The organism is Enterobacter sp. P82 (genome assembly GCF_037053385.1).
Classification (GTDB): Bacteria; Pseudomonadota; Gammaproteobacteria; order Enterobacterales; family Enterobacteriaceae; genus Enterobacter.
In genome coordinates this window covers 653,173-678,717 of record NZ_JBALHX010000001.1, presented here as the reverse complement: position 1 = coordinate 678,717, position 25,545 = coordinate 653,173, and the positions used below count along the sequence as shown (strand labels likewise).

General features: G+C 50.7%; 28 protein-coding genes, 3 tRNA genes and 1 pseudogene. 14 read left to right on the top strand and 18 right to left on the bottom strand.

From position 1 onward, the window contains the following. Positions 1–18: 18 nt before the first annotated feature. A complete protein-coding gene (locus WB237_RS03145) occupies positions 19–270 on the bottom strand; it encodes a DUF2766 family protein (RefSeq protein ID WP_028018595.1) in 252 nt (83 codons plus the stop codon). 226 nt (positions 271–496) lie between these two features. On the opposite strand from WB237_RS03145, the gene yecR reads away from it, so the two are divergent. The 3 genes from yecR (at position 497) to tyrP (ending at position 2,995) form a co-directional block, all read left to right on the top strand. Then, a complete protein-coding gene (yecR, locus tag WB237_RS03140) occupies positions 497–835 on the top strand; it encodes a YecR family lipoprotein (RefSeq protein ID WP_028018594.1) in 339 nt (112 codons plus the stop codon). Positions 836–1,037: 202 nt separating this feature from the next. Continuing rightward, positions 1,038–1,535, top strand: a complete 498-nt coding sequence (gene ftnA, locus WB237_RS03135) for a non-heme ferritin (protein WP_336210197.1) — start codon at positions 1,038–1,040, stop codon at positions 1,533–1,535. A 248-nt stretch (positions 1,536–1,783) separates the two neighbouring features. Further along, positions 1,784–2,995: a tyrosine transporter TyrP gene (tyrP, locus tag WB237_RS03130; RefSeq protein ID WP_114979694.1), complete on the top strand. Its 1,212-nt coding sequence runs from the start codon at positions 1,784–1,786 to the stop codon at positions 2,993–2,995. Between the two features lie 33 nt (positions 2,996–3,028). Here tyrP and WB237_RS03125 read toward each other — a convergent pair whose 3' ends face one another. After that, a complete protein-coding gene (locus WB237_RS03125; protein WP_028018591.1) occupies positions 3,029–3,697 on the bottom strand; it encodes a YecA/YgfB family protein in 669 nt (222 codons plus the stop codon). A gap of 425 nt (positions 3,698–4,122) precedes the next feature. Between WB237_RS03125 and WB237_RS03120 the strand changes: the two genes are divergently transcribed. The 5 genes from WB237_RS03120 (at position 4,123) to WB237_RS03100 (ending at position 9,129) form a co-directional block, all read left to right on the top strand. Continuing rightward, positions 4,123–5,244, top strand: coding sequence for a branched-chain amino acid ABC transporter substrate-binding protein (locus WB237_RS03120; protein WP_028021355.1), 1,122 nt, complete (start codon positions 4,123–4,125; stop codon positions 5,242–5,244). Positions 5,245–5,344: 100 nt separating this feature from the next. Continuing rightward, the gene (locus WB237_RS03115; RefSeq protein ID WP_129995523.1) at positions 5,345–6,259 is read left to right on the top strand and encodes an ABC transporter permease subunit; all 915 of its coding nucleotides are present in this window, start codon (positions 5,345–5,347) and stop codon (positions 6,257–6,259) included. A 10-nt stretch (positions 6,260–6,269) separates the two neighbouring features. Beyond that, complete coding sequence (gene livM, locus WB237_RS03110) at positions 6,270–7,544, top strand: high-affinity branched-chain amino acid ABC transporter permease LivM (RefSeq protein ID WP_336210192.1); 1,275 nt, start codon at positions 6,270–6,272, stop codon at positions 7,542–7,544. Continuing rightward, positions 7,541–8,416, top strand: coding sequence for an ABC transporter ATP-binding protein (locus WB237_RS03105; RefSeq protein ID WP_114979698.1), 876 nt, complete (start codon positions 7,541–7,543; stop codon positions 8,414–8,416). The genes livM and WB237_RS03105 overlap by 4 nt, the downstream gene beginning before the upstream one ends. Further along, positions 8,413–9,129: an ABC transporter ATP-binding protein gene (locus tag WB237_RS03100; RefSeq protein ID WP_336210187.1), complete on the top strand. Its 717-nt coding sequence runs from the start codon at positions 8,413–8,415 to the stop codon at positions 9,127–9,129. The genes WB237_RS03105 and WB237_RS03100 overlap by 4 nt, the downstream gene beginning before the upstream one ends. A 125-nt stretch (positions 9,130–9,254) precedes the next feature. On the opposite strand, the gene WB237_RS03095 is transcribed toward WB237_RS03100, so the two are convergent. Continuing rightward, complete coding sequence (locus WB237_RS03095) at positions 9,255–9,440, bottom strand: hypothetical protein (RefSeq protein ID WP_336210184.1); 186 nt, start codon at positions 9,438–9,440, stop codon at positions 9,255–9,257. A gap of 178 nt (positions 9,441–9,618) precedes the next feature. Between WB237_RS03095 and WB237_RS03090 the strand changes: the two genes are divergently transcribed. Then, entirely contained in the window at positions 9,619–9,978 is a 360-nt protein-coding gene (locus WB237_RS03090; RefSeq protein ID WP_336210181.1) for a CHAP domain-containing protein, read from the top strand. A gap of 1 nt (position 9,979) precedes the next feature. Next, a complete protein-coding gene (locus tag WB237_RS03085) occupies positions 9,980–10,432 on the top strand; it encodes a DUF3828 domain-containing protein (protein ID WP_336210178.1) in 453 nt (150 codons plus the stop codon). A gap of 664 nt (positions 10,433–11,096) precedes the next feature. On the opposite strand, the gene WB237_RS03080 is transcribed toward WB237_RS03085, so the two are convergent. From WB237_RS03080 to uvrY, 6 genes are all read right to left on the bottom strand, one after another. Next, positions 11,097–11,183, bottom strand: a tRNA-Leu gene (locus WB237_RS03080). A gap of 11 nt (positions 11,184–11,194) precedes the next feature. Further along, positions 11,195–11,268, bottom strand: a tRNA-Cys gene (locus WB237_RS03075). A gap of 46 nt (positions 11,269–11,314) precedes the next feature. Next, positions 11,315–11,390, bottom strand: a tRNA-Gly gene (locus WB237_RS03070). A gap of 152 nt (positions 11,391–11,542) precedes the next feature. Continuing rightward, a complete protein-coding gene (gene pgsA / locus WB237_RS03065; RefSeq protein WP_028019572.1) occupies positions 11,543–12,091 on the bottom strand; it encodes a CDP-diacylglycerol--glycerol-3-phosphate 3-phosphatidyltransferase in 549 nt (182 codons plus the stop codon). A 56-nt stretch (positions 12,092–12,147) separates the two neighbouring features. Next, positions 12,148–13,980: an excinuclease ABC subunit UvrC gene (gene uvrC / locus WB237_RS03060; protein ID WP_336210174.1), complete on the bottom strand. Its 1,833-nt coding sequence runs from the start codon at positions 13,978–13,980 to the stop codon at positions 12,148–12,150. After that, a complete protein-coding gene (gene uvrY, locus WB237_RS03055; RefSeq protein ID WP_023330806.1) occupies positions 13,977–14,633 on the bottom strand; it encodes a UvrY/SirA/GacA family response regulator transcription factor in 657 nt (218 codons plus the stop codon). The genes uvrC and uvrY overlap by 4 nt, the downstream gene beginning before the upstream one ends. A gap of 372 nt (positions 14,634–15,005) precedes the next feature. Here uvrY and WB237_RS23005 point away from each other — a divergent pair. Beyond that, positions 15,006–15,074: pseudogene (locus WB237_RS23005) on the top strand (hypothetical protein); the annotation flags it as partial. A gap of 25 nt (positions 15,075–15,099) precedes the next feature. After that, on the top strand, positions 15,100–15,324 hold the full coding sequence (locus WB237_RS03050; protein WP_014832453.1) for a DUF2594 family protein: 225 nt from the start codon (positions 15,100–15,102) through the stop codon (positions 15,322–15,324). Between the two features lie 65 nt (positions 15,325–15,389). Here the strand turns inward: WB237_RS03050 and sdiA are convergent, their stop codons facing one another. The 9 genes from sdiA to WB237_RS03005 all read right to left on the bottom strand — a co-directional run bounded on the left by sdiA (position 15,390) and on the right by WB237_RS03005 (position 23,301). Next, entirely contained in the window at positions 15,390–16,112 is a 723-nt protein-coding gene (gene sdiA, locus WB237_RS03045; RefSeq protein WP_236920833.1) for a transcriptional regulator SdiA, read from the bottom strand. A gap of 221 nt (positions 16,113–16,333) precedes the next feature. Beyond that, positions 16,334–17,086: an L-cystine ABC transporter ATP-binding protein TcyN gene (tcyN, locus tag WB237_RS03040; protein ID WP_063408388.1), complete on the bottom strand. Its 753-nt coding sequence runs from the start codon at positions 17,084–17,086 to the stop codon at positions 16,334–16,336. After that, positions 17,083–17,751 carry a cystine ABC transporter permease gene (gene tcyL / locus WB237_RS03035; RefSeq protein WP_028019576.1) on the bottom strand — a complete coding sequence of 223 codons (669 nt, stop codon included), beginning with the start codon at positions 17,749–17,751 and terminating at the stop codon, positions 17,083–17,085. Before tcyL ends, tcyN begins: the two co-directional genes overlap by 4 nt. Positions 17,752–17,772: 21 nt before the next feature. Beyond that, positions 17,773–18,759, bottom strand: coding sequence for a D-cysteine desulfhydrase (gene dcyD / locus WB237_RS03030; RefSeq protein ID WP_336210167.1), 987 nt, complete (start codon positions 18,757–18,759; stop codon positions 17,773–17,775). Positions 18,760–18,866: 107 nt separating this feature from the next. Beyond that, entirely contained in the window at positions 18,867–19,667 is an 801-nt protein-coding gene (tcyJ, locus tag WB237_RS03025) for a cystine ABC transporter substrate-binding protein (RefSeq protein WP_336210165.1), read from the bottom strand. An 86-nt stretch (positions 19,668–19,753) separates the two neighbouring features. After that, positions 19,754–20,305, bottom strand: a complete 552-nt coding sequence (fliZ, locus tag WB237_RS03020) for a flagella biosynthesis regulatory protein FliZ (RefSeq protein WP_028019579.1) — start codon at positions 20,303–20,305, stop codon at positions 19,754–19,756. Between the two features lie 54 nt (positions 20,306–20,359). Further along, positions 20,360–21,079: an RNA polymerase sigma factor FliA gene (locus WB237_RS03015; RefSeq protein ID WP_028019580.1), complete on the bottom strand. Its 720-nt coding sequence runs from the start codon at positions 21,077–21,079 to the stop codon at positions 20,360–20,362. Between the two features lie 129 nt (positions 21,080–21,208). Further along, on the bottom strand, positions 21,209–22,414 hold the full coding sequence (fliB, locus tag WB237_RS03010; RefSeq protein WP_336210161.1) for a flagellin lysine-N-methylase: 1,206 nt from the start codon (positions 22,412–22,414) through the stop codon (positions 21,209–21,211). A gap of 62 nt (positions 22,415–22,476) precedes the next feature. Beyond that, the gene (locus tag WB237_RS03005) at positions 22,477–23,301 is read right to left on the bottom strand and encodes a flagellin N-terminal helical domain-containing protein (RefSeq protein ID WP_023312294.1); all 825 of its coding nucleotides are present in this window, start codon (positions 23,299–23,301) and stop codon (positions 22,477–22,479) included. A gap of 390 nt (positions 23,302–23,691) precedes the next feature. Between WB237_RS03005 and fliD the strand changes: the two genes are divergently transcribed. Together fliD and fliS are read left to right on the top strand one after the other, a co-directional pair. Continuing rightward, complete coding sequence (gene fliD, locus WB237_RS03000; protein WP_336210158.1) at positions 23,692–25,116, top strand: flagellar filament capping protein FliD; 1,425 nt, start codon at positions 23,692–23,694, stop codon at positions 25,114–25,116. Between the two features lie 21 nt (positions 25,117–25,137). Beyond that, positions 25,138–25,542: a flagellar export chaperone FliS gene (fliS, locus tag WB237_RS02995; RefSeq protein WP_023312296.1), complete on the top strand. Its 405-nt coding sequence runs from the start codon at positions 25,138–25,140 to the stop codon at positions 25,540–25,542. Positions 25,543–25,545: the final 3 nt, after the last annotated feature.

Genomic DNA, 25,545 nt, shown 5'->3' with positions numbered 1-25,545 from the left:
GTCGCCCATTTCCACTCTTCAGTGAGACTCACTCTGCGGCGTGAATCGCAGCTCAATCAGCGCAATGGCTTTCTGGATGGCACGAAGCGTAACCGGATCAGCCGCTGCCGGATGACTGGCGAAATCAATGTTTTTCAGCTGAGTTGACATCTTCTCGCGCACTTCAACCGGCGCAATAACGTCCAGGACATCAAGAATTTGTTTGATAACCAGCTGACAGGCGACAACGTCAGAGACCAGTTCCTGATCGGCACTCAGGTTTTGAGACATGGGGGCTTTCTCCTTATTTAAAGGCCGCCATAGTAGCAAAACGCAGGCTCTTTTATCTCCCCTTCGTCACGTTCAGGTACAAAAAAACCGCCAATATAAAATGTACCGGATGCGGATTACATTCAATTCCGTTGCAAAGAGAGAGGGCAGATTGTCCGGCTATTCCAGGCATTGCAGCAGACATCTGCAGGTACGATAACGTATTTCCATCCATTCAGAGCGAACCATGAAAAGAGTCATCGTAGCTGGCACGATCCTGCTGCTCGCGGGGTGTAGCATTAACCGCCAGGCTGAGGTCAGTAGTCTCGACGCGCCCAACGGCATAGTCCGCCTCGACTACGGCCAGGCGGCGCTACAAAATGCGTATTCTGATGAGTATGTGAATAACGGTACGGCGGCAAAAGCGTGTCAGAGCATGGGGTATGCCACCGCCTCTGCCTATGGCCAGCCCATCAAAACCTGCACGCTGATTAGCGGCTCTCTGTGTCTGAACGAGAGCGTGACTATCCAGTATAAATGTATGGGTTTTGCCGTTAACCCTAAGTCAAATAATCCGTGGTATTAATCAGGACTGCCAGTGTTTGCTGGCAGTTTATTTCATTACGAACAAAAATAATCCTCATTGATAAATATAAAAATCGTCAATGCGTTTTATTCCCATTCGTATTTTAAATAAAGAAATAAAAATTTTACGTTTTGCAAATAATTAAATAACAAATTATAGTATCGCTCATTGTGAATCAGAAATAATAACCGGGAGCGCCACTATGCTGAAAACTGAAATGATCGACAAGCTCAATGCACAAATGAACCTTGAGCTTTTTTCGTCCCTGCTCTACCAGCAGATGAGCGCCTGGTGCAGCTACCACAGTTTCGAAGGCGCGGCTGCGTTTCTGCGTCGTCACGCTCAGGAAGAGATGACTCATATGCAACGTCTGTTTGATTATCTGACAGATACCGGCGCCCTGCCGCGCATTGAGAACGTGGCATCACCATTTGCTGAGTACACTTCTCTCGATGAACTGTTCCGCGCGACCTACGAGCACGAACAATTAATCACACAGAAAATTAACGAACTGGTTCATGCGGCGATGACCAGCCAGGATTATCCAACCTTTAACTTCCTGCAATGGTATGTTGCTGAACAGCACGAAGAAGAGAAGCTGTTTAAATCCGTCCTGGATAAATTATCTCTGGTGGGTAAATCTGGCGAAGGTCTTTACTTTATTGATAAAGAACTTTCTACCCTCGATACGCAGAATTAATATTACCGCGGTGCCGGTTTCCGGCACCGCGTTTTTTTACTCACATTCCCTGCATCAAAACCCTCATTGTATTTCCTGTTCCCCTTATTAACGTTACGTCTGGATGACGCCCCATGCATGATCGCAGAGCGCTCAATTTTGTAAACCTTTCATTACACCACTTGTAACGGTGATTTGACGAGTTACCGCTTTTCCCTTACTCTGCGCCGCAGATTTTGTCGCGGTTACGAATCGTTGTAGAGGAAAGCGTGAAAAACAGAACCCTGGGAAGTATTTTTATCGTCGCCGGAACGACGATTGGAGCAGGAATGCTGGCAATGCCCCTGGCAGCCGCAGGCGTGGGGTTTGGGATGACCTTGCTGCTACTTGGCATGCTCTGGGCGTTAATGTGCTACACCGCACTGTTGTTGCTTGAGGTGTATCAGCATGTGCCAGCCGACACCGGTCTGGGTTCTCTTGCAGCACGCTACCTGGGACGCTACGGTCAGTGGATAACCGGCTTTAGCATGATGTTCCTGATGTACGCTCTGACTGCCGCCTATATCAGCGGTGCCGGGGAGCTCATCGCCTCCAGCGTCAATGACTGGTTCGGCTCCGATATTACCCCGGCAACGGGCGCCATTTTCTTTGCGCTCATTGGCGGTGGCGTGGTCTGCGTGGGGACGTCGCTGGTCGATCTGTTTAACCGTTTTCTGTTCAGCGCCAAAATTCTGTTCCTGATTGTGATGCTGGTACTGCTCGCACCACATGTACACAAGGTCAACCTGCTGACGCTGCCGCTGGAAAAAGGGCTGGCGCTTTCCGCAATCCCGGTCATTTTCACTTCGTTTGGTTTCCACGGCAGCGTGCCGAGCATTGTGAGCTATATGAACGGTGATATTCGCAAGCTGCGCCGTGTCTTTGTTATCGGCAGCGCAATCCCCCTGATTGCCTATATTTTCTGGCAACTGGTAACGCTGGGCAGCATTGACTCTTCGACCTTTATTGGACTGATGGCGCAACACGCTGGCCTGAATGGTTTTCTGCTGGCACTGCGCGAGGTTGTGACCTCCCCACATGTGGAACTGGCGGTTCATCTGTTTGCCGACCTGGCACTGGCCACGTCGTTCCTGGGTGTTGCGCTGGGCCTGTTTGATTACCTGGCTGACCTGTTCCAGCGTCGCAATACCGCGGCTGGTCGGTTGCAGACAGGCGCAATCACCTTCCTGCCGCCACTGGCCTTTGCGCTGTTTTACCCACGCGGGTTTGTGATGGCGCTGGGTTACGCGGGGGTGGCACTGTCGATCCTTGCCCTGTTGCTCCCTTCCCTGCTGGCATGGAAGAGCCGTCAGCAACATCCTCAGCAAGGGTATCGCGTGGCGGGGGGAAAACCGCTGCTGTGTATCGTGTTTGGCTGTGGCGTGGTGATTATTCTGGTGCAAGTTTTGATTGCTGCGGGAATGCTGCCGGAAGTGGGTTAACTAAAAAAGGGGCTATCATCAGCCCCTTTTTTATCAGTGCAAACAGCAGCTCTTAAACTTCTTCCCGCTGCCGCAAGGACACGGATCGTTACGCCCGACCTTCGCCCCATTCACAATCGGCTTCTTCGCTTCCGGTTGCTGCGGGTTGTTCACCCAATAATTGTACAAACGCAGTGCCGCAGGCTGGATGCTTTCAATGCTGGCTTTATATTCCTCTTCTGTCAGCGCATCCAGCTTCTCGCTGTTCTCTTCAGTACCGTGCAGCGCAATCACATCCAGATCGGCCTTTAGATCTTCCGGCAAGGCAGACCAGTCCGTCAGTGCCACGCCGCGCATATAGCCGTAGCACCACTCTTCCACAACGGTATAGCTTTCACCGTCCACGTCGTTGTAACCAAACATCGGTTCAAACTGATCCGGGTATTCGCTCAGGCGCTCGGCGATATCGTTCATATGCTTAAAGCAGAGATCGATAAAACGGTTCATCTCACGATCGTTTTTCCAGCGTGGAATGTATTTCTCGCCACCCCACACCGCCACCAGCCAGGTATCGGGCTCGACGACAACGGGGCCAGAAAGCACTGCGGTAAGCATGCCGTCCAGTTCGGAGACGTCAATCACGGACGCATCGTCGTGACCGTAAGACATTAATGTCTCTTCAAGCCACTCCATTTCGCTTTCATTCAATGGGCCTTCAGTCATCGCTGACACTCCTGATAAAAAGGAAAGGATCCTACCACATATCGCACACCTTTCCGGGTTGAAGTTTAGGTCTTTATTGCTGCAAAAACGTGCAAATCGTGACTCCTGCACAACTTATGGGCTTTATTGTTAACGATATGTGATCTCCGCTGTAATTTCTTCTCCTCCCGCAAGGCGACATAACACGGGGCTCTATACTCAAACATGTCGCAAACCCATCAATGGGTTAACCATTCTGGCAACGTTTTTGCTTAATGTTCTTCGCGCGAAGTTGCGCATGGAAACCTCGCCGTATCACGCAGGATGCAGTCTGGATCTTGTTCGTTTAGTGCATTTTGTTCTTGCTCGTGTTTTGGACTGGCTGCGCCGTCGGGCGTTTGGGTATACGCCGTGGTGCAAAAACCTCTTTGCTAAGGAACATAATAATGTCGCTGAAATTTATCAGAACGCCTCTTTCTCTTGTGTTGGCCGGTTGCCTGGTGACCGCATTTTCCGCCCAGGCAGATATTGTGATTGGTGTCGCCGGACCGTTCACAGGCCCCAATGCCACCTATGGCGATCAGTACTGGCACGGCGCAACGCAAGCCGCTGAAGACATTAATGCTGCTGGCGGCATTAACGGGGAGAAGATCAAACTGGTTCAGGGGGATGACGCCTGCGAGCCGAAACAGGCTGTGGCTGTTGCTAACCGTCTGGTGGACCAGGATAAAGTCAACGCCGTGGTCGGCCACTTCTGCTCCTCTTCCACCATGCCCGCCTCCGAGGTTTACAGCGATGCGGGGATTATTGCCATCACTCCCGGCTCGACCAACCCGCTGATTACTGAACGCGGTATGAGCGACATGTTCCGCATGTGCGGACGCGATGACCAGCAGGGCCAGGTCGCCAGCGACTTCATCATCGACAAGCTGAAAGCCAAACGTGTGGTGATCATTCACGATAAAGATACCTACGGTCAGGGTCTGGCTGACGCCACCAAAGCGGCACTGGCGAAACGTGGCGTTCAGGATGTGATGTATGAGGGGCTATCACGTGGTGAAAAAGACTTTAACGCGCTGGTGACGAAGATTGGCGCGCAAAAACCGGACGTGGTGTTCTTTGGGGGCTGCCATCCGGAAGCGGGCCCGCTGGTTCGTCAAATGCGCGAACAGGGTGTACAGGCGAAATTCTTCTCCGGCGACTGTATTGTCAACGAAGAGATGGTAACCGCAGCGGGTGGCCCACAATACACCAACGGCATTTACATGACCTTCGGTAAAGATCCGCGCCTGATCCCGGACGGTAAAGCGGTTATCGAGAAATTCCGTGCCGGTAAATTCGAACCCGAAGGTTACACCCTCTATTCCTATGCCTCTGTACAGGCCATTGCAGCTGCCTTCAAAGCCACCGGTGGCAAGGACTCTGCCAAAGCCAGCGAGTGGCTGAAAGCCAATGCCGTCGATACGGTGATGGGCAAAAAAGCCTGGGACAGCAAAGGCGATCTGAAAGTGTCTGACTACGTGGTTTACCAGTGGGACGACAAAGGAAAATATAAGGAAGTGCAGTAACGGGACGGAATCACGCTCAACGCCGGCAGGCCAGCCTGTCGGCGCGTAATAAACATCAGGCTGCGTAATTCGCGCAGCCTATAAAAACGAGCGCGCTAAGATGAGTACATTCTTCCTGCAACAGTTAATTAATGGCTTAACGCTGGGGTCCGTCTACGGCCTGATCGCCATCGGCTACACCATGGTGTATGGCATCATCGGCATGATCAATTTCGCCCACGGCGAAGTGTATATGATTTCCGCCTATCTCTGCGCTATTGGCCTGGCGCTGCTTTCCTTCTTCGGGCTGCAGTCTTTCCCGCTGCTGATCCTCGGGACGCTGGTTTTCACCATTGTGGTGACCGGGGTTTACGGCTGGACCATCGAACGAATTGCCTATAAACCACTGCGGAACTCCACGCGCCTGGCGCCCCTGATCTCCGCTATCGGTATGTCGCTTATTCTGCAAAACTACGCGCAGTTGAGCCAGGGTCCGCGCCAGCAAGGAGTTCCAACCATGCTGGATGGCGTTATTCGCCTGCATCTGGGGGAAGGGTTCGTTCAGATAACCTATACCAAAGTGTTTATTCTGGTCGCCTCGTTTGCCGGCATGCTGATACTCACCTGGATAATCAACCATACCCGCCTGGGACGGATGTGCCGCGCGGTGCAACAGGACCGCAAAATGGCCTCCATTCTGGGGATAAACACCGACCGGATTATTTCGCTGGTCTTTGTCATCGGCGCGGCAATGGCGGGTCTGGCGGGTGTGCTCATCACCATGAATTACGGCACCTTTGATTTCTACGTCGGATTTGTCATTGGCATCAAAGCCTTTACCGCGGCGGTACTCGGCGGCATCGGTTCCCTGCCCGGGGCAATGCTCGGCGGACTTATTCTCGGCGTGGCGGAAGCTCAGTTCTCGGGCATGGTGAACTCGGACTATAAAGATGTGTTCTCGTTTGGGCTCCTGGTGATGATCCTTATTTTCCGTCCTCAGGGACTGCTTGGTCGCCCGATTGTGGCCAAAGTGTGAGGGAGCAACGATGACAACCCACGATTTTTCTCTCAAGCGCTGCACTCTGGACGCCATTTTTTCCGGGCTGATTGCGCTGATTATCTTCGGCCCAATTGCGGGCGTGGTGCTGGACGGGTACAGCTTTAACTTCGCCGGGCAGCGACTGGCCTGGATGGTTGGCATTGTGATGCTGGGGCGCTTTCTGTTGAGCGCTTTTTTGGGTACTGCCACCGGAGCCCGTTTCCAGTCACGCTTTGAAGCCGATAGCGCGGGCGTGTATGTCCGCCCCCCGGAATACAAAAGCCGCATGCGCTGGATTATTCCTCTGGTGATTACCCTTGCGATTTGCTTCCCGTTTGTCGCCACCAAATATGTGCTGACCGTCGCCATTCTCGGGCTGATCTACGTGCTTCTTGGTTTGGGCCTGAACATCGTCGTGGGTCTGGCCGGTCTGCTGGACCTGGGATATGTCGCGTTCTATGCCATCGGTGCTTATGGCCTGGCACTGGGTTATCAGTATCTTGGGTTAGGCTTCTGGAGCATGCTACCGCTGGCGGCAATCATGGCCGCTGCCGCAGGTGCCCTGCTCGGTTTCCCGGTGCTGCGCATGCATGGTGACTATCTGGCCATCGTGACCCTCGGGTTTGGGGAGATCATTCGTCTGATCCTGAACAACTGGCTGACCTTCACCGGAGGGCCCAATGGCGTTTCAGCCCCTCCCCCCACCTTTTTCGGTCTGGAGTTTGGCCGACGGGCTAAAGAAGGAGGTGTGCCCTTCCATGAATTTTTCCACCTGACCTACAACCCGAACATGAAGTTTATATTCATCTATGCGGTGCTGTTTCTGGTGGTGATGCTGGTGCTCTATATTAAGCACCGCCTGACGCGGATGCCGATTGGCCGGGCGTGGGAAGCATTGCGCGAAGACGAAATCGCCTGTCGCTCAATGGGGTTGAACCATGTTCTGGTCAAGCTTTCGGCCTTTACGCTCGGTGCGTCGACCGCCGGGATTGCCGGGGTGTTCTTTGCAACTTACCAGGGCTTCGTGAATCCGACCTCATTTACGTTTTTTGAATCGGCGTTAATCCTCGCCATCGTGGTGCTGGGCGGCATGGGCTCTACGCTTGGCGTCGTGCTGGCGGCCTTTGTGCTTACCGTCACGCCCGAGTTGCTGCGCAGTTTTGCCGAGTACCGGGTCCTGCTGTTTGGCATGCTGATGGTGGTGATGATGATCTGGCGTCCACGCGGTTTGATCCGCATTAACCGCAGCGGATTTGCCGTGCGTAAGGGCGTTGCGCCATGAACGATATGATATTGCGCGTTGAGCATCTGATGATGCACTTCGGCGGGATTAAGGCGTTAAACGACGTTAACCTCGAGGTCAATCGCGGTTCCATTACCGCTTTGATCGGCCCAAACGGGGCAGGAAAAACGACTGTGTTTAACTGTCTGACGGGCTTCTATAGAGCTTCAGGTGGGACTATTTTATTTAACACCCGCAGTAAAACGACCAACGTCATTCAGGTTCTCGGGCAAAAATTCCAGCCAGGTGACTGGATTAACCCCGCGCAGTTTGGGCAGCGTCTTTTCTACAAAATGTTTGGCGGAACCCACCTGGTCAACCGCGCCGGACTAGCGCGCACGTTTCAAAATATCCGCCTTTTTCGCGAGATGTCGGTCGTGGAAAACCTGCTGGTCGCACAGCATATGCGCGTTAACCGCAATCTTCTTGCCGGGATCTTAAATACGCCGGCATACCGCCGAGCGGAGAGTGACGCCCTGGACAGAGCCTTCTACTGGCTGGAGGTGGTTGATCTGGTGGAGTGCGCCAATCGCCTGGCGGGAGAGATGTCGTACGGGCAACAGCGGCGTCTGGAAATCGCGCGGGCAATGTGTACCGGGCCGGAAATGATCTGCCTGGATGAACCCGCAGCCGGGCTTAACCCGGTAGAAACACATAAGCTGAGCAGCATTATTCGTTTTCTGCGCGATCATCACGACATCACAGTATTGTTGATTGAACATGATATGGGAATGGTGATGGAGATATCGGACGACATTATCGTACTCGACCACGGCGATGTTATTGCGAGAGGAAAACCCGAGCAGATCCAGCATGATGAAAAGGTGATTGCGGCCTATCTGGGAACCGAAGAAAGCGAGGTTAACCTGTGAGCGAAACGATGCTTGAATTTCGGCAGGTGGATGTGTTCTACGGTGTCATCCAGGCGCTGAAACAGGTTTCCCTGGAGGTCAATAAGGGTGAAACCGTGGCGCTGATTGGTGCAAACGGTGCGGGTAAATCGACATTGCTGATGTCCATCTTTGGCCAGCCCCGTATTCGTGACGGACAGATCCTTTTCTGCGGAGAGGACATTAGCCATAAATCGACTCATTACGTTGCATCTGGGGGTATCGCCCAGGCACCAGAAGGACGACGTATCTTCCCTGATATGACGGTTGAAGAAAACCTGCTGATGGGGACTATCCCCATCGGCAATCAATTTGCGACTGAAGATATGCAAACCATGTTTGACCTGTTTCCGCGCCTCAAAGAGCGTCGCAAGCAGCGCGCGATGACCATGTCCGGTGGCGAACAACAGATGCTGGCCATTGCCCGGGCACTGATGAGTCGCCCGAAATTGCTGCTGCTGGATGAACCGAGTCTTGGGCTGGCACCCATTGTGGTAAAACAGATCTTCCAGACGCTGCGCGAGCTGGCCCGCAACGGCATGACGATTTTTCTGGTCGAGCAGAATGCTCACCATGCGCTGAAACTTTCTGACCGGGGATATGTGATGGTTAATGGCCAGATCCGCCTGAGCGGTAGCGGCGAGGAGCTGCTGGGCAATCAGGAGGTGAGGAAGGCGTATTTAGGTGGTGTATGATTCGATACTGGTGTATGCATAAAAATTATTTTCTATAAATAACAATATGTTATTCACGATATGTATAGCACGCAATGCCTTGAGAAGGTCTGGTTATGCTGATTTATTAGTCTCTGACGATCACGTCAAACTAACTGAAAAGGAGCTTTCAGCATGGCTATAACCCCAGCCCCAGCATCAGCATCAGCATCAGCCCCCATACACCAGCGAATAAAACCACCAGCAAACATAAAGGCGAGAATGCGCAGAGCCTCCGGCGGATTGGTAAACAGCATGACCAGTACATTCATCAGATTGTGTTTATAGGGCACTTTGTTTTGTCCATAAAAAAACCGCAATCTGCTGGCATCAGGTTAGGTTATTGTTTGATAGGCTTACATAAATTCTATGGATAGTGGTTAATATCACCTCATTATTCATTACAAAAAAGAGCAACTTATCGGCGTAATGTTTCCCTTGTTATTCATTCAAATTACAGGGATAGAAATTATGTGGAATGCCCATAAAGCTGTAGTTTTTGCTCGCAACCACGCTGGACTGCATAGCCAGAAAAGATGCGCAGAATTCGTATCCAATGCCATTCGTGCTGGTGGCGCAAATCTGCATAACACGCATTACGCGAAAGACATGAAAAGCAATTTAATATTGGCTGGCTTTAGACAAGTTTACGGCGAACCGATCGAGGGGGATGTTGCTGTTATCCAGGCTACTGCGCATCATCAATACGGCCATGCATGCATTTATGACGGAAATGGCGTCTGGTACTCCGATTTTGTGCAGCGGACAATGTATCCAGGCCCGGAGTACAGAGAAGTAAAACCAGCGTACGCAATTTACAGGCATGAATAACATGAAAAAAATAATACTCGCAGCTCTGCTGCTGCCGCCTCTGGCTTATGCTGCTCAAACCTTACCGCCGGAAGCTAAGGCGGCACTGCAGTTTAATAAGTGGTACATCTCTCAGATAATGATCGGGAAAGAGCCACTTACGGATTATGACGCACTCAGTCAGTATGTAAGCCGCGATACCATTAGTAAGCTTAAAGCCATGGACAAGCTTGATCCGAATGAATACGACGTTCCAGACGCCGATATGTTCATAAAGGCCCAGGGCTATGAAGATGACTGGGGAACGGTTATTGCCAGAGCGATTGATTACGATGCCGTGTGCATGCAGGTGTATATATCCTTTGGCAAGAAGCGCGATCATACCGTTATTGACTGCATGATAAAAGAAGACGGGGCCTGGAAAGTCCAGTCTGTAGCCAGCATAGATATTTCTGACAACCTGAATGCAAAATAAATCGACGATCTGACAGGGGTACTAATGCAATGCATCTTTGCGAATACCCCTGCCGGAAAGCGGAAAAACCCAGCAGTCAGTATTTACCCTCCACGCGTTTACCGAGGTAAGTCTAAATGCGAATTCCAACCGGCAACGGGTGGTGCTGTGCAGATCTGTCCTCTGGATTCCCCCGTTCTCTTATCTGGGCTAAATACGAAGCCGCATTAAAAAACATCCAGGAAAAGGCCAATCTCTCCGGTCATATCGACCAGTTTTTTGAGAGCGCTGATTACGGGCACCTAGCCTTTATATAATTCACCAGCAATCAGGATCTCGCTATACGAGTGATGCGTTCAATGCTCAGTGGATGAAAGCAAAAAAGGCTGCTGCGTAAAAATTTCCTGATCTCGAATTCAACTTCACATTCCACGATCTAAAAGCCAAAGGGATATCTGATCTTGAAGGAACGCTTCATGAGAAGCAGGAAATTTCAGGCCATAAAAACGCATCTCAAACGGCGAGATATAACCGAAAAATTTCTGTTGTGCCGGTGGTTGGGAGGCAGTGATGCCCTCTTCTTATGGCGAAGCTGAATGGCGAATGGCGAAAAAGGACAATAAAAAACCACCTTTCGGTGGTTTATACGACACTGCTTATCATTGATTTTATTCTTCTGTTCCCATGGTAGCCGGAGTGGGACTTGAACCCACACAGCGCGAACGCCGAGGGATTTTAAATCCCTTGTGTCTACCGATTCCACCATCCGGCCAGGGAAGAAAGTGGAGGCGCGTTCCGGAGTCGAACCGGACTAGACGGATTTGCAATCCGCTACATAACCGCTTTGCTAACGCGCCGTTAAATCTTTCAAACTGACACCCGCTACTGCGCATGTCTTTAATCTGGAGCGGGAAACGAGACTCGAACTCGCGACCCCGACCTTGGCAAGGTCGTGCTCTACCAACTGAGCTATTCCCGCATGTCATCAAGTTGACTTCTAACCACTTGATTTCATTATCGTCCGGCTTGCTGTGCCGCCGTTCGATGCGTTGCATTCTACTGATATGACGTTATGAGTCAACGTTATTTTTTGCATCCCTGGATCGTTTGCTGAAAATTACGGCGAAACGATCACTGATCAAGCAAATCCCCGCGGGCAGCGTTTAAATATTGCAGCATTGACCACAGCGTCAGCACTGCCGCAACCCACAGCAGGCCAATCCCCGCCCACTCAACCCAGGCGTTCGGACGCCAGAGCATCCAGACCAGTGCCGCCATTTGTGCGGTTGTTTTCACTTTACCAATCCAGGAGACCGCCACGCTGCTGCGTTTCCCCAGTTCCGCCATCCACTCACGCAGTGCAGAGATAATAATTTCACGGCCGATCATCGTCGCCGCAGGCAGTGTTACCCACCAGGTATGATAATGCTCGGCCACCAGCACCATCGCGATAGCGACCATCACTTTATCAGCAACGGGATCGAGAAAGGCACCAAAACGGGTACTTTGATTCCAGCGACGTGCCAGGTAGCCATCAAACCAGTCGGTGACCGCTGCAATCAGGAAGATCAATGCACAGGCGAAAGGTGCCCAGACAACCGGCAGGTAAAACGCCAGTACAAAGAACGGAATAAGCACGACACGAAAGAGAGTGAGCAACGTAGGGATATTAAATTGCATAATGACGGTAACTGTTTGTTGTCAGTAAAATTTAGCTCTATGTTGCTACAGAGCCCTCAATGTTTCAACGAGTAGTAGATCTTTTCTGCCAGCCCTTGCGAAATACCCGGCACTTTTGCAATTTCTTCCATGCTGGCGTTGAGTAATCCTTGCAATCCGCCCATATATTTCAGCAGCATTTGACGACGTTTTGGCCCCACGCCCTCAATCGTTTCCAGGGTACTGGTATTTTTTACCTTTGCCCGTTTTTTGCGATGACCGCTGATAGCATGATCGTGTGATTCATCGCGAATATGCTGAATGACATGCAACGCCGGGGAGTCCGGCGGCAGGCTGAAGCCCTCACCTTCCGGTTCGAAGAAAAGTGTCTCCAGACCAGCCTTGCGATCGGCCCCTTTTGCGACCCCCAGAAGCAGCGGATGGTTTTTATCCCAGCTGACATCAAGCGATTCAAATACCGCTTTCGCCTGGCCGAGCTGCCCTTTCCCACCGTCAATCAGGATCACATCCGGGATTTTGCTCTCTTCAATCGCTTTACCATAGCGACGGCGCAGCACCTGGTTCATGGCCGCATAGTCATCACCCGGCGTGATGCCGGTGATGTTATAGCGGCGATACTCGGCGCGCAGTGGACCATTGACATCAAACACCACGCAGGACGCCACCGTCTGTTCACCCATCGTATGGCTGATGTCGAAACACTCCATACGCTTCACTTCCGGCAGCTTCAGCAGCGTCGCCAGGGCGGTTAAGCGCTGGCTCACCGTAGATTGCTGAGAAAGTTTCGTCGTGAGCGCCGTCGCCGCGTTGGTTCGCGCCAGCTTCAGATAACGCGCGCGATCGCCACGCGGTTTGGTTTGTACATTAACCCGACGGCCAGCGAGTTCAGAAAGTGAATCGGCCAACAGCGTTTTATCACCGAGGTTAAAATCAAGCAGGATCTCAGAAGGCAGCGTGCGCATCTGGCTCCCCTGCAGATAGAACTGGCCGACAAAGGTTTCCACCACTTCACCCAGTTCGGTACCACCAGGTACTTTTGGGAAATAGCTGCGGCTGCCAAGTACTTTGCCCTGGCGAATAAAGAGAACATGCACGCAGGCCATACCGGCGTCAAAGGCCACGCCGATAACGTCAAGATCGTCACCGGTGTTCGACACAAACTGCTTCTCAGTGACTCTGCGCACCGCCTGGATTTGGTCGCGGATCCGCGCAGCCTCTTCAAACTCGAGTGCGGCGCTGGCTTTTTCCATCCGTTCGATCAGCTGCGTTAATACCTGATCGTCCTTTCCAGCTAAAAACAGGCGCACATAATCAACCTGCTGAGCATACTCTTCTTCACTCACCAGCCCGGCAACACAGGGCCCCAGACAACGCCCAATCTGGTACTGCAGGCACGGACGCGATCGGTTACGGTAGACGCTATTTTCACACTGGCGGATCGGGAAAATTTTCTGCAGCAGCGCCAGCGTCTCGCGAACGGCATAGCCGTTAGGAAACGGTCCAAAATATTCACCTTTCGCATGCTTTGCACCACGGTGCATGGCGAGACGCGGATGGGTATCACCACTCAGAAAGATAAATGGATAGGATTTATCATCACGCAACAGGACGTTATAGCGCGGCTGGTAGAGCTTTATATAGTTGTGTTCAAGCAGCAACGCTTCGGTTTCGGTATGCGTGACGGTGACATCAATGTTCTGAATGAGTGAGACCAATGCTTCGGTCTTACGGGAGGCAAGGTTGCTGCGGAAATAGCTGGAGAGACGTTTTTTAAGATCTTTTGCTTTCCCAACATAGATAACCGTACCGCCAGCGTCATACATGCGATAGACGCCAGGCTGGCTGGTTACGGTTTTCAGAAACGCTTTTGAATCGAACACATCACTCACTGACTTAACAACGTCTCCGCATTACACAAACCATGTCGGATGGCCAGATGAGTCAGTTCGACATCACCATGAATGTTCAGTTTACTGAACATCCGATAACGATAGCTGTTCACCGTTTTCGGGCTGAGATTCAATTGCTCCGAGATCTCATTCACCTTCTGACCTTTGGTTATCATCAGCATAATCTGCAATTCACGCTCAGACAAACTGGCGAACGGTGATTCATTTTTCTCAGGTTCGATCTGACTCAACGCCATCTGCTGAGCAATGTCGGAAGCGATGTAACGCTGTCCGGCAAACACAGAGCGGATAGCATTGACAACTTCTTGTGGCGCGGCGCCTTTACTCAGGTAACCCGCAGCACCCGCCTGCATCACTTTCGCGGGCAGAGGATTTTCGGTATGCACGGTCAGCATGATGACTTTCGTATCGACGAAAGTGCGTGCGATTTTGCGTGTTGCTTCAAGCCCACCAATACCGGGCATGTTCATATCCATCAGCACCACATCGGCCGAGTTTGTGCGACACCATTTTACGGCATCTTCCCCACAGCACACCTCGCCAGCAACTTTAATACCTTTAATATCTTCAAGAATGCGTCGTATCCCTGCGCGCACCAGTTCGTGGTCATCAACAAGAAGGACGTTGATCAAAGGAAATGTCTCCAGAATAGGGATAACGCTACTGAGTGATAATTTGGTTTATATTAACGGTTTTCCTCACAAGATTAAAACGTTAAAAAACTGGCTATTCGATTTCGCTCTCGTTTCTGGAAATTAGCCTGTACAGTCCGTGGAAAGCGAGCCCGTGTACTCAGGGCTTTTGCGGCTTTTTTTAAGCATCTGTATTCAAAAAGTTACAAAAAAATTGCAGAGATTCCCCACCAGAAAACAGCACTCAAATTTTTGTAACAATAATTAACGACAAGCGTACCGGACATAAACAATTAATAGCCGTTCGCAGTGGCTCACTTTACCCGCAAGCTCTGTTTACGCAATTAAACATCAACGTAAAAGTACGAAAAACAACCGCTGCATTTTTTGCTTCAGCTTGTGGTATACTCCGCCGCCTTGACTTTCGTCGTCGCGCTTTAGCGCCGTTTAATAATGAGGAAAATAAATGAGCACACCTGAATTTGCCACTGCGGAGAATAACCAGGAACTGGCACAGGAAGTAAACTGTCTGAAAGCACTGTTAACACTGATGCTACAGGCGATGGGCCAGGCTGATGCCGGTCGTGTGATCATTAAAATGGAAAAACAAATCGCGCAGATGGAAGACCAGGCTGAATCAGCGGTATTTGCCAACACCGTTAAGCAAATCAAACAAGCCTACCGCCAGTAAAAAAAACGGCTGGATGCACTGCATTCAGCCGTTAGTTCGTCTGTCACGCAGAACGTAGAGTCTAATCAGATCAGTCCCGTTGCTGCTGCATAGCACGCAATCTGTGTCTTGTTTGGCGCGTTGAATTTCTTCTGCATATTCTTCTGATGGAAGTTAACCGTATTCTCTGAAATTGAGAGAATGATCGCTATTTCCGCTGACGTCTTCCCTTCCGCCGTCCATTTCAGAATTTCACGTTCACGCTTGCTGAATTTCATTTCAGGCGGCATGACCATCTCATCTTCAAAACGGGTCAACGTGGTTAAGGCCATTTGTACCAGCATCTGCAAGCGTAATTCTATTTCTTCGCTGGCTAAGGGTATTTCCAGCATACTAGTACGAGAAACCGAAAGAAAACCAAGTGCGTGATTCGGCAGCATCAGACACTGCGTTATTCCTTTACGTAAACCGTGGTCCTGCGCGCTACTCCATAATTCCTGAGCATCCGCAAATAATTCATCGGTCCAGGGTAAATGACCATGAATGAAATTCTCAGGTTTTAACACTGGATCAACCGTGAAATAGTTCGCAGATTGATATTGCGCCATCCACTGCTTTGGATAAGTGGTATGCACAGCAATCCTCGGACGTGTAAATGGCACGGGATGGCGCACACAGAGTGCGTAATAATCAAATTCCAGCGCCTGTGTTTGTCTCTGTAGTTCCTGATATACCTCGTCGGCACAGGTCAATTCCTGAAACCGGAGGGAGCAATCCCGTCGCCAGGTGAAAAAGTCTGAATCCTTCATACTTACTAAATGAAGCCTCTGAAAAGATAATCATTATTATGGTGAATATAAATTAACACATAAAACTTATTTCTAACTGCAAAATATCGGCAATAGCACAATTAACTTTACTATCGATAAGGTTTATCCGAGCTGGATGGAATAAAAAAACATGGGATAAGGCGACAAAGGAGAATAATTTGCTCCAGGCTAAATTCCTGGAGCAAATTAGTGCAAAAATGCTACTGCATGAGGAATTTTTCCAGGAACTGACGAGTTCGCGGCTGCTGAGGGTTAGCAAACAGGCTTTTCGCCGGTCCCTGCTCCACAATTCGTCCTTGATCCATGAATATGGCTCTGTCAGCAACATCGCGGGCAAAGCTCATTTCATGGGTCACGATTACCATCGTACGTTTTTCCTGAGCCAACTGGCGAATAGTGTTCAACACCTCCCCCACCAGCTCAGGGTCGAGTGCAGAGGTGGGCTCATCAAACAGAATCACGTCAGGACGCATGGCCAGCGCGCGCGCGATTGCCACGCGCTGCTGTTGCCCCCCTGATAAACGGCGCGGGTAGCTGGTCTCTTTACCCGCCAGCCCGACTTTGGCAAGCAGTTCACGCGCTCGAACTGTTGCCTCCTCTTTTGACTCCCCTTTCACAATTACCGGCCCTTCAATAATGTTTTCCAGCACCGTGCGGTGCGGAAAAAGATTGAAGTTCTGGAAAACGAAGCCAACATGCTGGCGCAAACGGCGAATCAACCCTTTCTGCTGACTGATAGATTTGCCAGTATCAATGGTTATCTCACCGACACGGATGGTTCCGCCTTCCGGCTGTTCGAGCAGGTTAATACTGCGCAGCAGCGTGGTCTTTCCCGAACCACTAGGGCCGATAATTGCCACCACTTCCCCTTGCTCAACTTCCAGATCAATCCCGTGGAGCACCGTTTGACCGTGGAATTTTTTTACCAGGTTTTTGACGTCGATAGCACTCATTTTGGATCACGCTCCTGGCGGTTAAGCTGGTTTTCGAAGTAGTTTTGCAGGGCGGACAGCACCGTCGCCATCACCCAGTAAATCAGCGAGGCTGCCAGATACATCGTGAAGACTTCCAGCGTACGCGAGGTAATGAGCTGCGCCTGGCGGAACAGCTCAGGCACCTGAATCGTCGCCGCCAGAGAAGTATCTTTCACCAGACTGATGAAACTATTGCTGAGCGGTGGAAGTGCTACTCTGGCAGCCTGCGGCAGAATGGCCCGGCGAAGTGTCTGCCAGGGTGTCATACCGATACTGGCGGCCGCTTCCCACTGCCCTTTGTCAATGGAGGAGATGGCCGCACGCAGCGTTTCTGAGGTGTATGCCGCAGTATTGAGCGACAGGCCAATCATTGCCGCCGGGATCGGATCCAGTTCAATACCAAACTGCGGTAAACCGTAGTAAATCATAAAGAGTTGAGCGATAAGTGGCGTACCGCGAAACACAGAGATATAAAAACGCGCCAGCCAACGCACCGGTAAAACCGGTGACATGCGCATTAAGGCCAGCACAAAGCCCAGCACCAGCCCAAAGAACATCCCGCCAATACTGAGTTGTAACGTAAATACCGCACCTTTCAGCAGATACGGCAGCGAATCAATAACCAGTTGAATACTTTCTTGCATTATTATTTTTCGACCTGATTTTTAGACATGAGGATGGTAGGCAAACAGCGCAGGTGCCCCACCTGTATGGACAAATAAAATTGGCCCTTCATCCTTAAAGCGTTTCTGTGCAATGCCATCAATAAGCCCGGCCATCGCTTTACCGGTATAGACCGGATCAAGCAAAATGCCCTCAAGGCGAGCCAGCAGCTTAACCGCTTCCATGCCCTCTTCGTTAGGCGTGCCGTAACCCGGTGCAAAGTAGTCATCCCAGAGCACAATATCGGCCTTTGCCTTGAGCTCCAGCTGCTCTGCCACCGCCTGCTGCAAGGTGACTACTTTCGGTTTCTGGTCCGCGACGCTACGAGAGACCGTCACGCCAATCAGTTCAGCATCCGGTAGCAACTGCTCCAGCCCCACCGCCAGCCCGGCATGCGTGCCTGCACTGCCTGAGGCCACCACCACAGATGAGAGGTTAACCGCACCCTCGCACTGCTGAGCAATTTCCAGCGCGCTTTCCACATACCCCAGCGCGCCCAGCGCATTCGAGCCACCGACAGGAATAACGTAAGGACGAAAGCCCTGCGCTTCCAGACGTGTTGCCAGTTCATCAAGCTGTGCGGTCGGGTCGTTCAAGGTATCTACCATCTCAACCTGCACGTTAAAGAGATCTAACAGCAGACGGTTACCGTTGGTCAGATAGTTTTCTGCCTGCGTCCCAATCGGGTTTTCCAGTAAGGCCACGCAATGGAGCCCGAGTTTTGCGGCCACTGCCGCCGTCTGACGAACGTGGTTGGACTGGATAGCCCCGGCAGTAATGAGCGTATCCGCCCCTTCGCGCAGCGCATCAGCCGCCAGAAACTCCAGCTTGCGCAGTTTGTTGCCACCCATTGCCATTGGCGTCACGTCATCACGCTTAATAAAAATATCGCGTCCTAAATAATCAGAAAATCGCGGCAGATACTCCAGCGGAGTCGGTGCGCCGATAAACTCCAGGCGAGGAAAGCGCGTTAAATTCTGTAGTGACATGGGTTCTCCGGTAGCTCAGACAAAATGTGATATTTTTCATTATGCACGCAGACGCGTAAGAAATAAAAAAGGCGCCTTTAAAAGCGCCTTTTTTTAACGTCAGAAACTTATTTCGTGACGTCTGCCCCGAACCACTTCTCGGAGAGTGCTTTCAGACTTCCGTCTTTCTGCATATCAGCAATCGCGGTATCAATGGCTTTTACCAGGTCTTCGTTGCCTTTACGAATGGCCACACCTGACTCCTGGCGAGAGAACGCATCACCCGCTACTGCCAGGGTATTATTGGTTTTCTTCACCAGATCCAGCGCCGCCAGGCGGTCAACCAGAATCGCGTCAGTACGACCCACGCGCAGGTCCTGGTATTTCGTCGGGTCATCATCATAGGTGCGGATATCCACGCCCTGAACGTTCTGGCGCAACCACTCTTCATAGTTGGTTCCCAGACCCACGCCGACTTTCTTACCTTTCAGGTCAGCAGCGGTTTTGATGGTACCTTCGTTACCTTTCTTCACCAGCGCCTGAATACCGGACACGGTGTACGGCGTGGAGAAGTCATACTTCTTCTTACGCTCGTCAGAAATGGTCACCTGGTTAATCACCACATCAATACGTTTAGAATCCAGCGACGCCAGCATACCGTCCCATTTGGTCGGTTTCAGGGACGCTTTAACGCCAAGGTGCTTCGCCAGTTCTTCTGCAAACTCCACTTCAAAACCGGTCAATTTACCGTCACCACCCTGGAAGCTGAACGGAGGATACGTTCCTTCCAGCCCAACCAGCAGCGTGCCGCGCTCTTTCACTTTATTCAGCAGGTTTTCTGCGGCGAACGTTTTTACGCTCATTCCCGCAACCAGCGCGACAGCCATGACTCCCATCAGCGCCTGACGACCCAGAAGTGCAAATTTCATAAATACCCCGATATAGTGGAATTTTTACGTAGTGTAGAGAAATCGCCTGCAACGTCAAAGGCGACTGCGCTACATCTTATTCCTTTTTAATATATATCAGAAGTTGTTCCGGCGAGCGCTTTCTGCTTCATAACACCCGGCATTTGCACCTTGTACTGAGCATACTTGCGTAGCGCAATACGGTAATTGTTGGTGCTGGTTGCAGGCAGCCACGGCTCCAGATTTTCATCCAGATAACCGGTCTTCAGCAGATCGCGGGAAATGTTGTTTACGGTCAGATGTTGCCCAAGGCGACGCAGGCGAACGACATATTCGCGAACGGTCCCGTGGCTCATCTCCGTTTGTTCAAACAGGAATTGTTTGAAGCCGATAATATCGAAGAAGTCGCTTTGCTCTTTGCAGTGGAGATCACCGCAGAAACGGCAAAGCGCCACCCACTCTTTCTGCTCTTCGAGCCATGCTGATTCATCCATCAACGTGTCGAGACGAGAAATCGCGATCTTATTGACGATTTCGCCACGACGAACCAGCGTGATACGATCGAGTAACTTGTTACAGTGGGCGCAATGCGTCTGGCTGTGTTTAAAGTCTTTCAGGTAGCGGCTTAAAGGCCGTCTTTTAGATTGCTGCACCGTCATGATAACTCCTGGTTGTCAATACGTTGTGCGGCATTTCCCAGGTGAATTAATCACCTATAACTTACCCAGCTTTGTTCGTAAGCGTTTAATGGCCTGGCTGTGCAGCTGGCTCACCCGCGATTCTCCCACCTCCAGAACAGCGCCAATCTCTTTGAGGTTTAGCTCTTCCTGGTAATAAAGGGTCAACACCAGCTGTTCACGTTCCGGTAAAGCTTCAATCGCTTCCATTACGCGCTGGCGTAAATTGCCTTCCATTAAATGGTGTAACGGGTTTTCTTGCTGATGCTCATCCGTCACCAGCTCGATGCTATCGCCATGCTCTTCGCGCCACTCGTCATAAGAGAAGAGTTGGCTATTGTTGGTATCGAGCAACATCTGACGATACTCTTCAACAGCAATGCCAAGACGTTCCGCCACTTCAGTTTCCGTTGCGTTACGTCCCAGTTCCTGTTCCAGCTGCCCTATCGCATGCGCCACTTCGCGGGCGTTACGGCGAACACTGCGCGGCACCCAGTCGCGGCTGCGCAGTTCGTCCAGCATCGCACCACGAATACGCTGAACTGCGTAAGTCGTAAATGCCGTTCCTTGCAGAGCGTCGTATCGGTCAACTGCATTCAATAACCCGATACCGCCCGCCTGTAGCAGATCGTCCAGTTCCACGCTCGCCGGCAAGCGCACCTGGAGGCGCAATGCTTCGTGGCGCACCAGCGGGACATAACGCTGCCACAGCGAGTGTTTATCCATTACACCTTCAGCGGTATAGAGTGAATTCACGATAAACAGCCCTGCGTTAGTTGAGTTATCGGCATGATTATCCGATTCTGCAGGGCGTTCAATTGGATGAAAAAGGGGGATAAAGTGAGGTTATTCTGAGGTTGCCCACAGCAGGGGCAACTTTTCTGCCTAAATTAACAGTTGTAACAATGAAAGATCGTCACCCAGTTTGACGCTATCTATATGTTGATGAAAGAGCTTTCCCGCTTCCTGATTATGCTGGCTAAGCGAGTGGAAGCTGTAAATAACATCAATGATATTATCTTGTTCAATTTTCCCCGCCACGATAGCCTGACCTGCAAGCAGCGTTTTAAGAAAATAGAACTCCGCGACAAATAAATAAAGATTATTCAACATGCTGCGGCCATTGTTCTGTGGGAACCCTTGCTCCCAGAGTTTGTATTTAAAAAAGTTCTTAAATAAATGATCATTGGTCGCCAGGTAACTGCCCGCCACATCGCGCCAGACAGACTCGATGTTTTCCATGACCTTTTCTGCCGGAACAGTGTCACCGACAGATTCAAACTGTTGATACAACTGGGTAAAATAACGGTTTAATACCTCACCGCCGCGTGCTGTCGCTTTCTTCGTAAAGTAGCTCTGGATGAGCGAAATTAACGCGAATTTCAGGTTATAGTTCTGATTAAATCCGTCTAATTCTGTCCTGATTTTACCGCTCACCAGTTCGTTAACCAGTGAGAAATAAACTGTTTCGAGGGTGCTGATATTCTCGGATAGATTCTCGAGCTTTTCAGCCACCATCAGGAATTTCACCACGGCGTAGACTTGTTCTTCAACGCTGACACCGTCAACACTGAATAAATTCTGGCAGAAAAGATTGATGACCTTGGCCTTCAAATCCATCATCGGCGCATTATTGGCGTCCTGCTGGACGCTGATAGATTCCATCATCGACATAGACTCCCGGTCGTTCAACAGAAGTCGGGTAACTTCCGGACACGAGAGATTGAGCGATTTTTCGATTTCATTTTTATAGACCCGGCTTGTCCGCGGAAATGACGAACAGGTTGGGCTTAAGGCCTGGGCACCCATGGCACTATGAATAGAGCAGAGTTTTTCCGTATCCATAAACGGGCAGTTTTTACTTTCCGTATGGAAAATCACTTCACCCCAGTTGCCATACTGCTTTTTAGTGACTTTTATCGCCGTTTTCGCCGTCTGGCGAATAGCCGCATTTTTACTGTTCAGATAGCGGTTAACGGAGGATTTATCAAACGCGATGGTCCAGCCCTGACAACAATGTTCACGGCATTCCCCACCGACACAGGAAAAATCTGCGACCAGTTTAGGCTGGGTAATAACGATCTGTTTCACAGGCGGGTCCTCAAAATTCAGAGACAAAAAAACCCCGCCGAAGCGGGGTTTCACGCGTAAAATTAACGCAGCAGAGACAGAACAGTCTGTGGAACCTGGTTTGCCTGAGACAGAACAGAAGTACCAGCCTGCTGCAGGATCTGCGCGCGGGACATGTTGGAAACTTCAGTTGCGTAGTCAGCATCCTGGATACGGGACTGAGCAGCAGACAGGTTGTTAGAGGTGTTGTTCAGGTTGTTGATTGCAGAAGTGAAACGGTTCTGCACAGCACCCAGACCAGAACGTGCTTTATCAACGGTAGCGATAGCTTTGTCGATGGTGTTCAGGTCGGTAGCGGTCATTGCTTTCAGGTCGATAGCGTTCACGCCCAGAGTAGTAGAGTCAGCTTTAGCGCCGCTCAGATCCAGGTTGATGGTGTCGCCGTCGTTAACGCCAACCTGAATTTTAACCACACCAGCAGTACCTGCAGTGCCGTCCAGCAGTTTGATGCCGTTGAAGTCAGTTTTGCCCGCAACGCGGTCGATTTCAGCCAGACGAGCGGTAACTTCATCCTGCAGAGATGCCAGGTCAGAAGCGCTGTTAGTACCGTTGCTTGCCTGAACAGCCAGCTCACGAACACGCTGCAAGTTGTTGTTGATTTCGTTCAGAGAACCTTCAGCAGTCTGCGCCATGGAGATACCGTCGTTGGCGTTACGTGCTGCCTGAGTCATACCTTTGATCTGAGCGGTCATGCGGTTTGCAATCGCCTGGCCAGCGGCATCGTCTTTCGCGCTGTTGATACGCAGACCTGAAGACAGACGCTCAATAGCAGTGCCCAGAGAAGACTGAGATTTGTTCAGGTTGTTCTGAGTGGTCAGGGACAACAGGTTAGTATTGATAACTGCCATAATTTTCTTTCCTTCAAAAATTGGGTTTTAGGTCCGGTGCCTAACACTCACAGCGTCTCTCACCGTCAACAAGGTTATCGACGGGTCCCCAAAAGACTTTAGAATCAATTTTGAAAAAATTATAATTAACTGATTTTTAAGGTATTTATTTTTAAAAAAGCAATTAAGGTTCACTATCGACTTATTATTTACGGCTTTTTAGCGCAAAGAATAGACACACTATTCAATGTGTTTTCAGCGCGCTGAAAATTACCCTAAAGTGCAATCCTTTCATTTACCCCACCGGGACCTGTCTATTCTTTGGATTATTTTTTTCTCACCATCGTAAACTTTTACGTTAAGAGGCCGATAAGAGTCCTGAACTACTTTCGTATTTTAAGGAAAATATGCATGGCTACTATCAGTAACCTCGGGATAGGTTCTGCAGGACTCGGGGATTTATATAATCAGTTGGATGCAGCAGAAAGAACCAAGCTGACGACGATTACTTCCCAGCAATCAACGTATAACGCACAGCTAAGCGCTTACGGCAAACTGCAGAGCGCCATGACATCGCTGCAGACTGCCACCGCTGCGCTGGGTAAAGCAACCACCTGGAACTCCACGTCTGTTAGCAGCACGAACACGGCCTTTACAGCTACAACGACCGCTGACGCATCCGTGGGTTCTTTTGTTGTCAACGTCAACCAGGTCGCGAAGGCACAGGCTCTCACCACAGGCTCCTATACAAACAATACGGACCTGCTGGGCGATACGACAGGTACGACACGTAAAATCACTATCACCCAGCCGGGTACGAAGACACCTTTAGAGGTGAACCTGGCGGATGGCGATACCTCTCTGGCAGGGATCGCGAGCGCCATTAATAAAGCGAACGGCAACGTCACCGCCAGCGTGATCAAAGCGAAAGAAGGTGATTACCGCCTGATGCTGTCATCGAAAACCACCGGTACGGATGGGGCGATGACGATTAGCGTCACCGGCGATGACAAACTGCAAAGTGCAATTGGCTACGATTCGACCACTAAAACGGGCGCACTGACGGTAAACACCGAAGCACAAAATGCCATTGTGGTGGTAAACAACATTTCGATTGAGCGCCAGTCGAATACCATCACCGATGCGCTGCCAGGTGTGACCTTCTCGCTGAAGGCAGAAAGCAAGGCCGACGAGACACTTGAGGTGAGTCGCGCAACAGATGCTAACCAGAAAGCCATCTCTGACTGGGTAACCGCATATAACTCACTGCAGTCCACCATTAACAGCCTGACGAAATATGTTCCTGTTGACGCAGGTTCAGGAAGCCAGTCCACCAGTAACGGTGCGCTCGTTGGCGATGCGAACGTGCGTGGTATTCAGTCTCAGCTGCGCGGTCTGCTGACTGAAGTGCAGAGCGGCTCCGTTCAGATCATGGCTCAACTGGGTATTACCCAGGATCCAGTAAAAGGGTCTGACGGTACGGTCGGTAACCTGAAAATTGATACCGATAAACTGAAAAAAGCACTCACCGACAACCCTACCGCCGTACAGCAGTACTTTGTGGGCGACGGGAAAACAACCGGTATGGCCACCCAGATGAGTAAGACGCTGGATACCATGCTCAGCACCAGCACCGGTAGCGCAGGTGTGATCCAGAATGCAAAAGACGGGATCAATAAAACGCTGAAAACGCTGGGTGAACGCTACGATGCGATGGAAGCCACTATTGATGCCACCATGGCGCGTTATAAAACGCAGTTCACCAGCCTGGACGTATTAGTCACCAAAATGACCAGTACGGCCAACTACCTGACACAACAGTTCTCACAAAAGTAGTCGTAGCCTTCAGGAGTGGATATGTATAAGACCTCTGGTGTTCAATCCTATCAACAGATAGGTGTAGAAAGTGCAGTCATGAATGCCAGTCCACACCAACTGATTGTCATGCTGTTTGACGGGGCGCATAGCGCCCTTGTCCGCGCGCGTTTGTTCATGGAAGCCGGGCAAATTCGTGAAAAAGGTGAGGCTTTATCTAAAGCCATTAACATCATCGACAATGGTTTAAAAGCAGGACTGAACATGGAGGTTGAGAGCGAGTTGTCCGGTAATCTTGCCTCCTTGTACGAATATATGGTTCGACGTTTGTTACTGGCGAATGTCAGTAACGACGTAGACGCAATTGTTGAAGTCGAGGGTTTATTAAACAACATTGCGGATGCGTGGAAGCAAATTGGCCCCAATGCGTCCTCTATTTCAGGATAATTT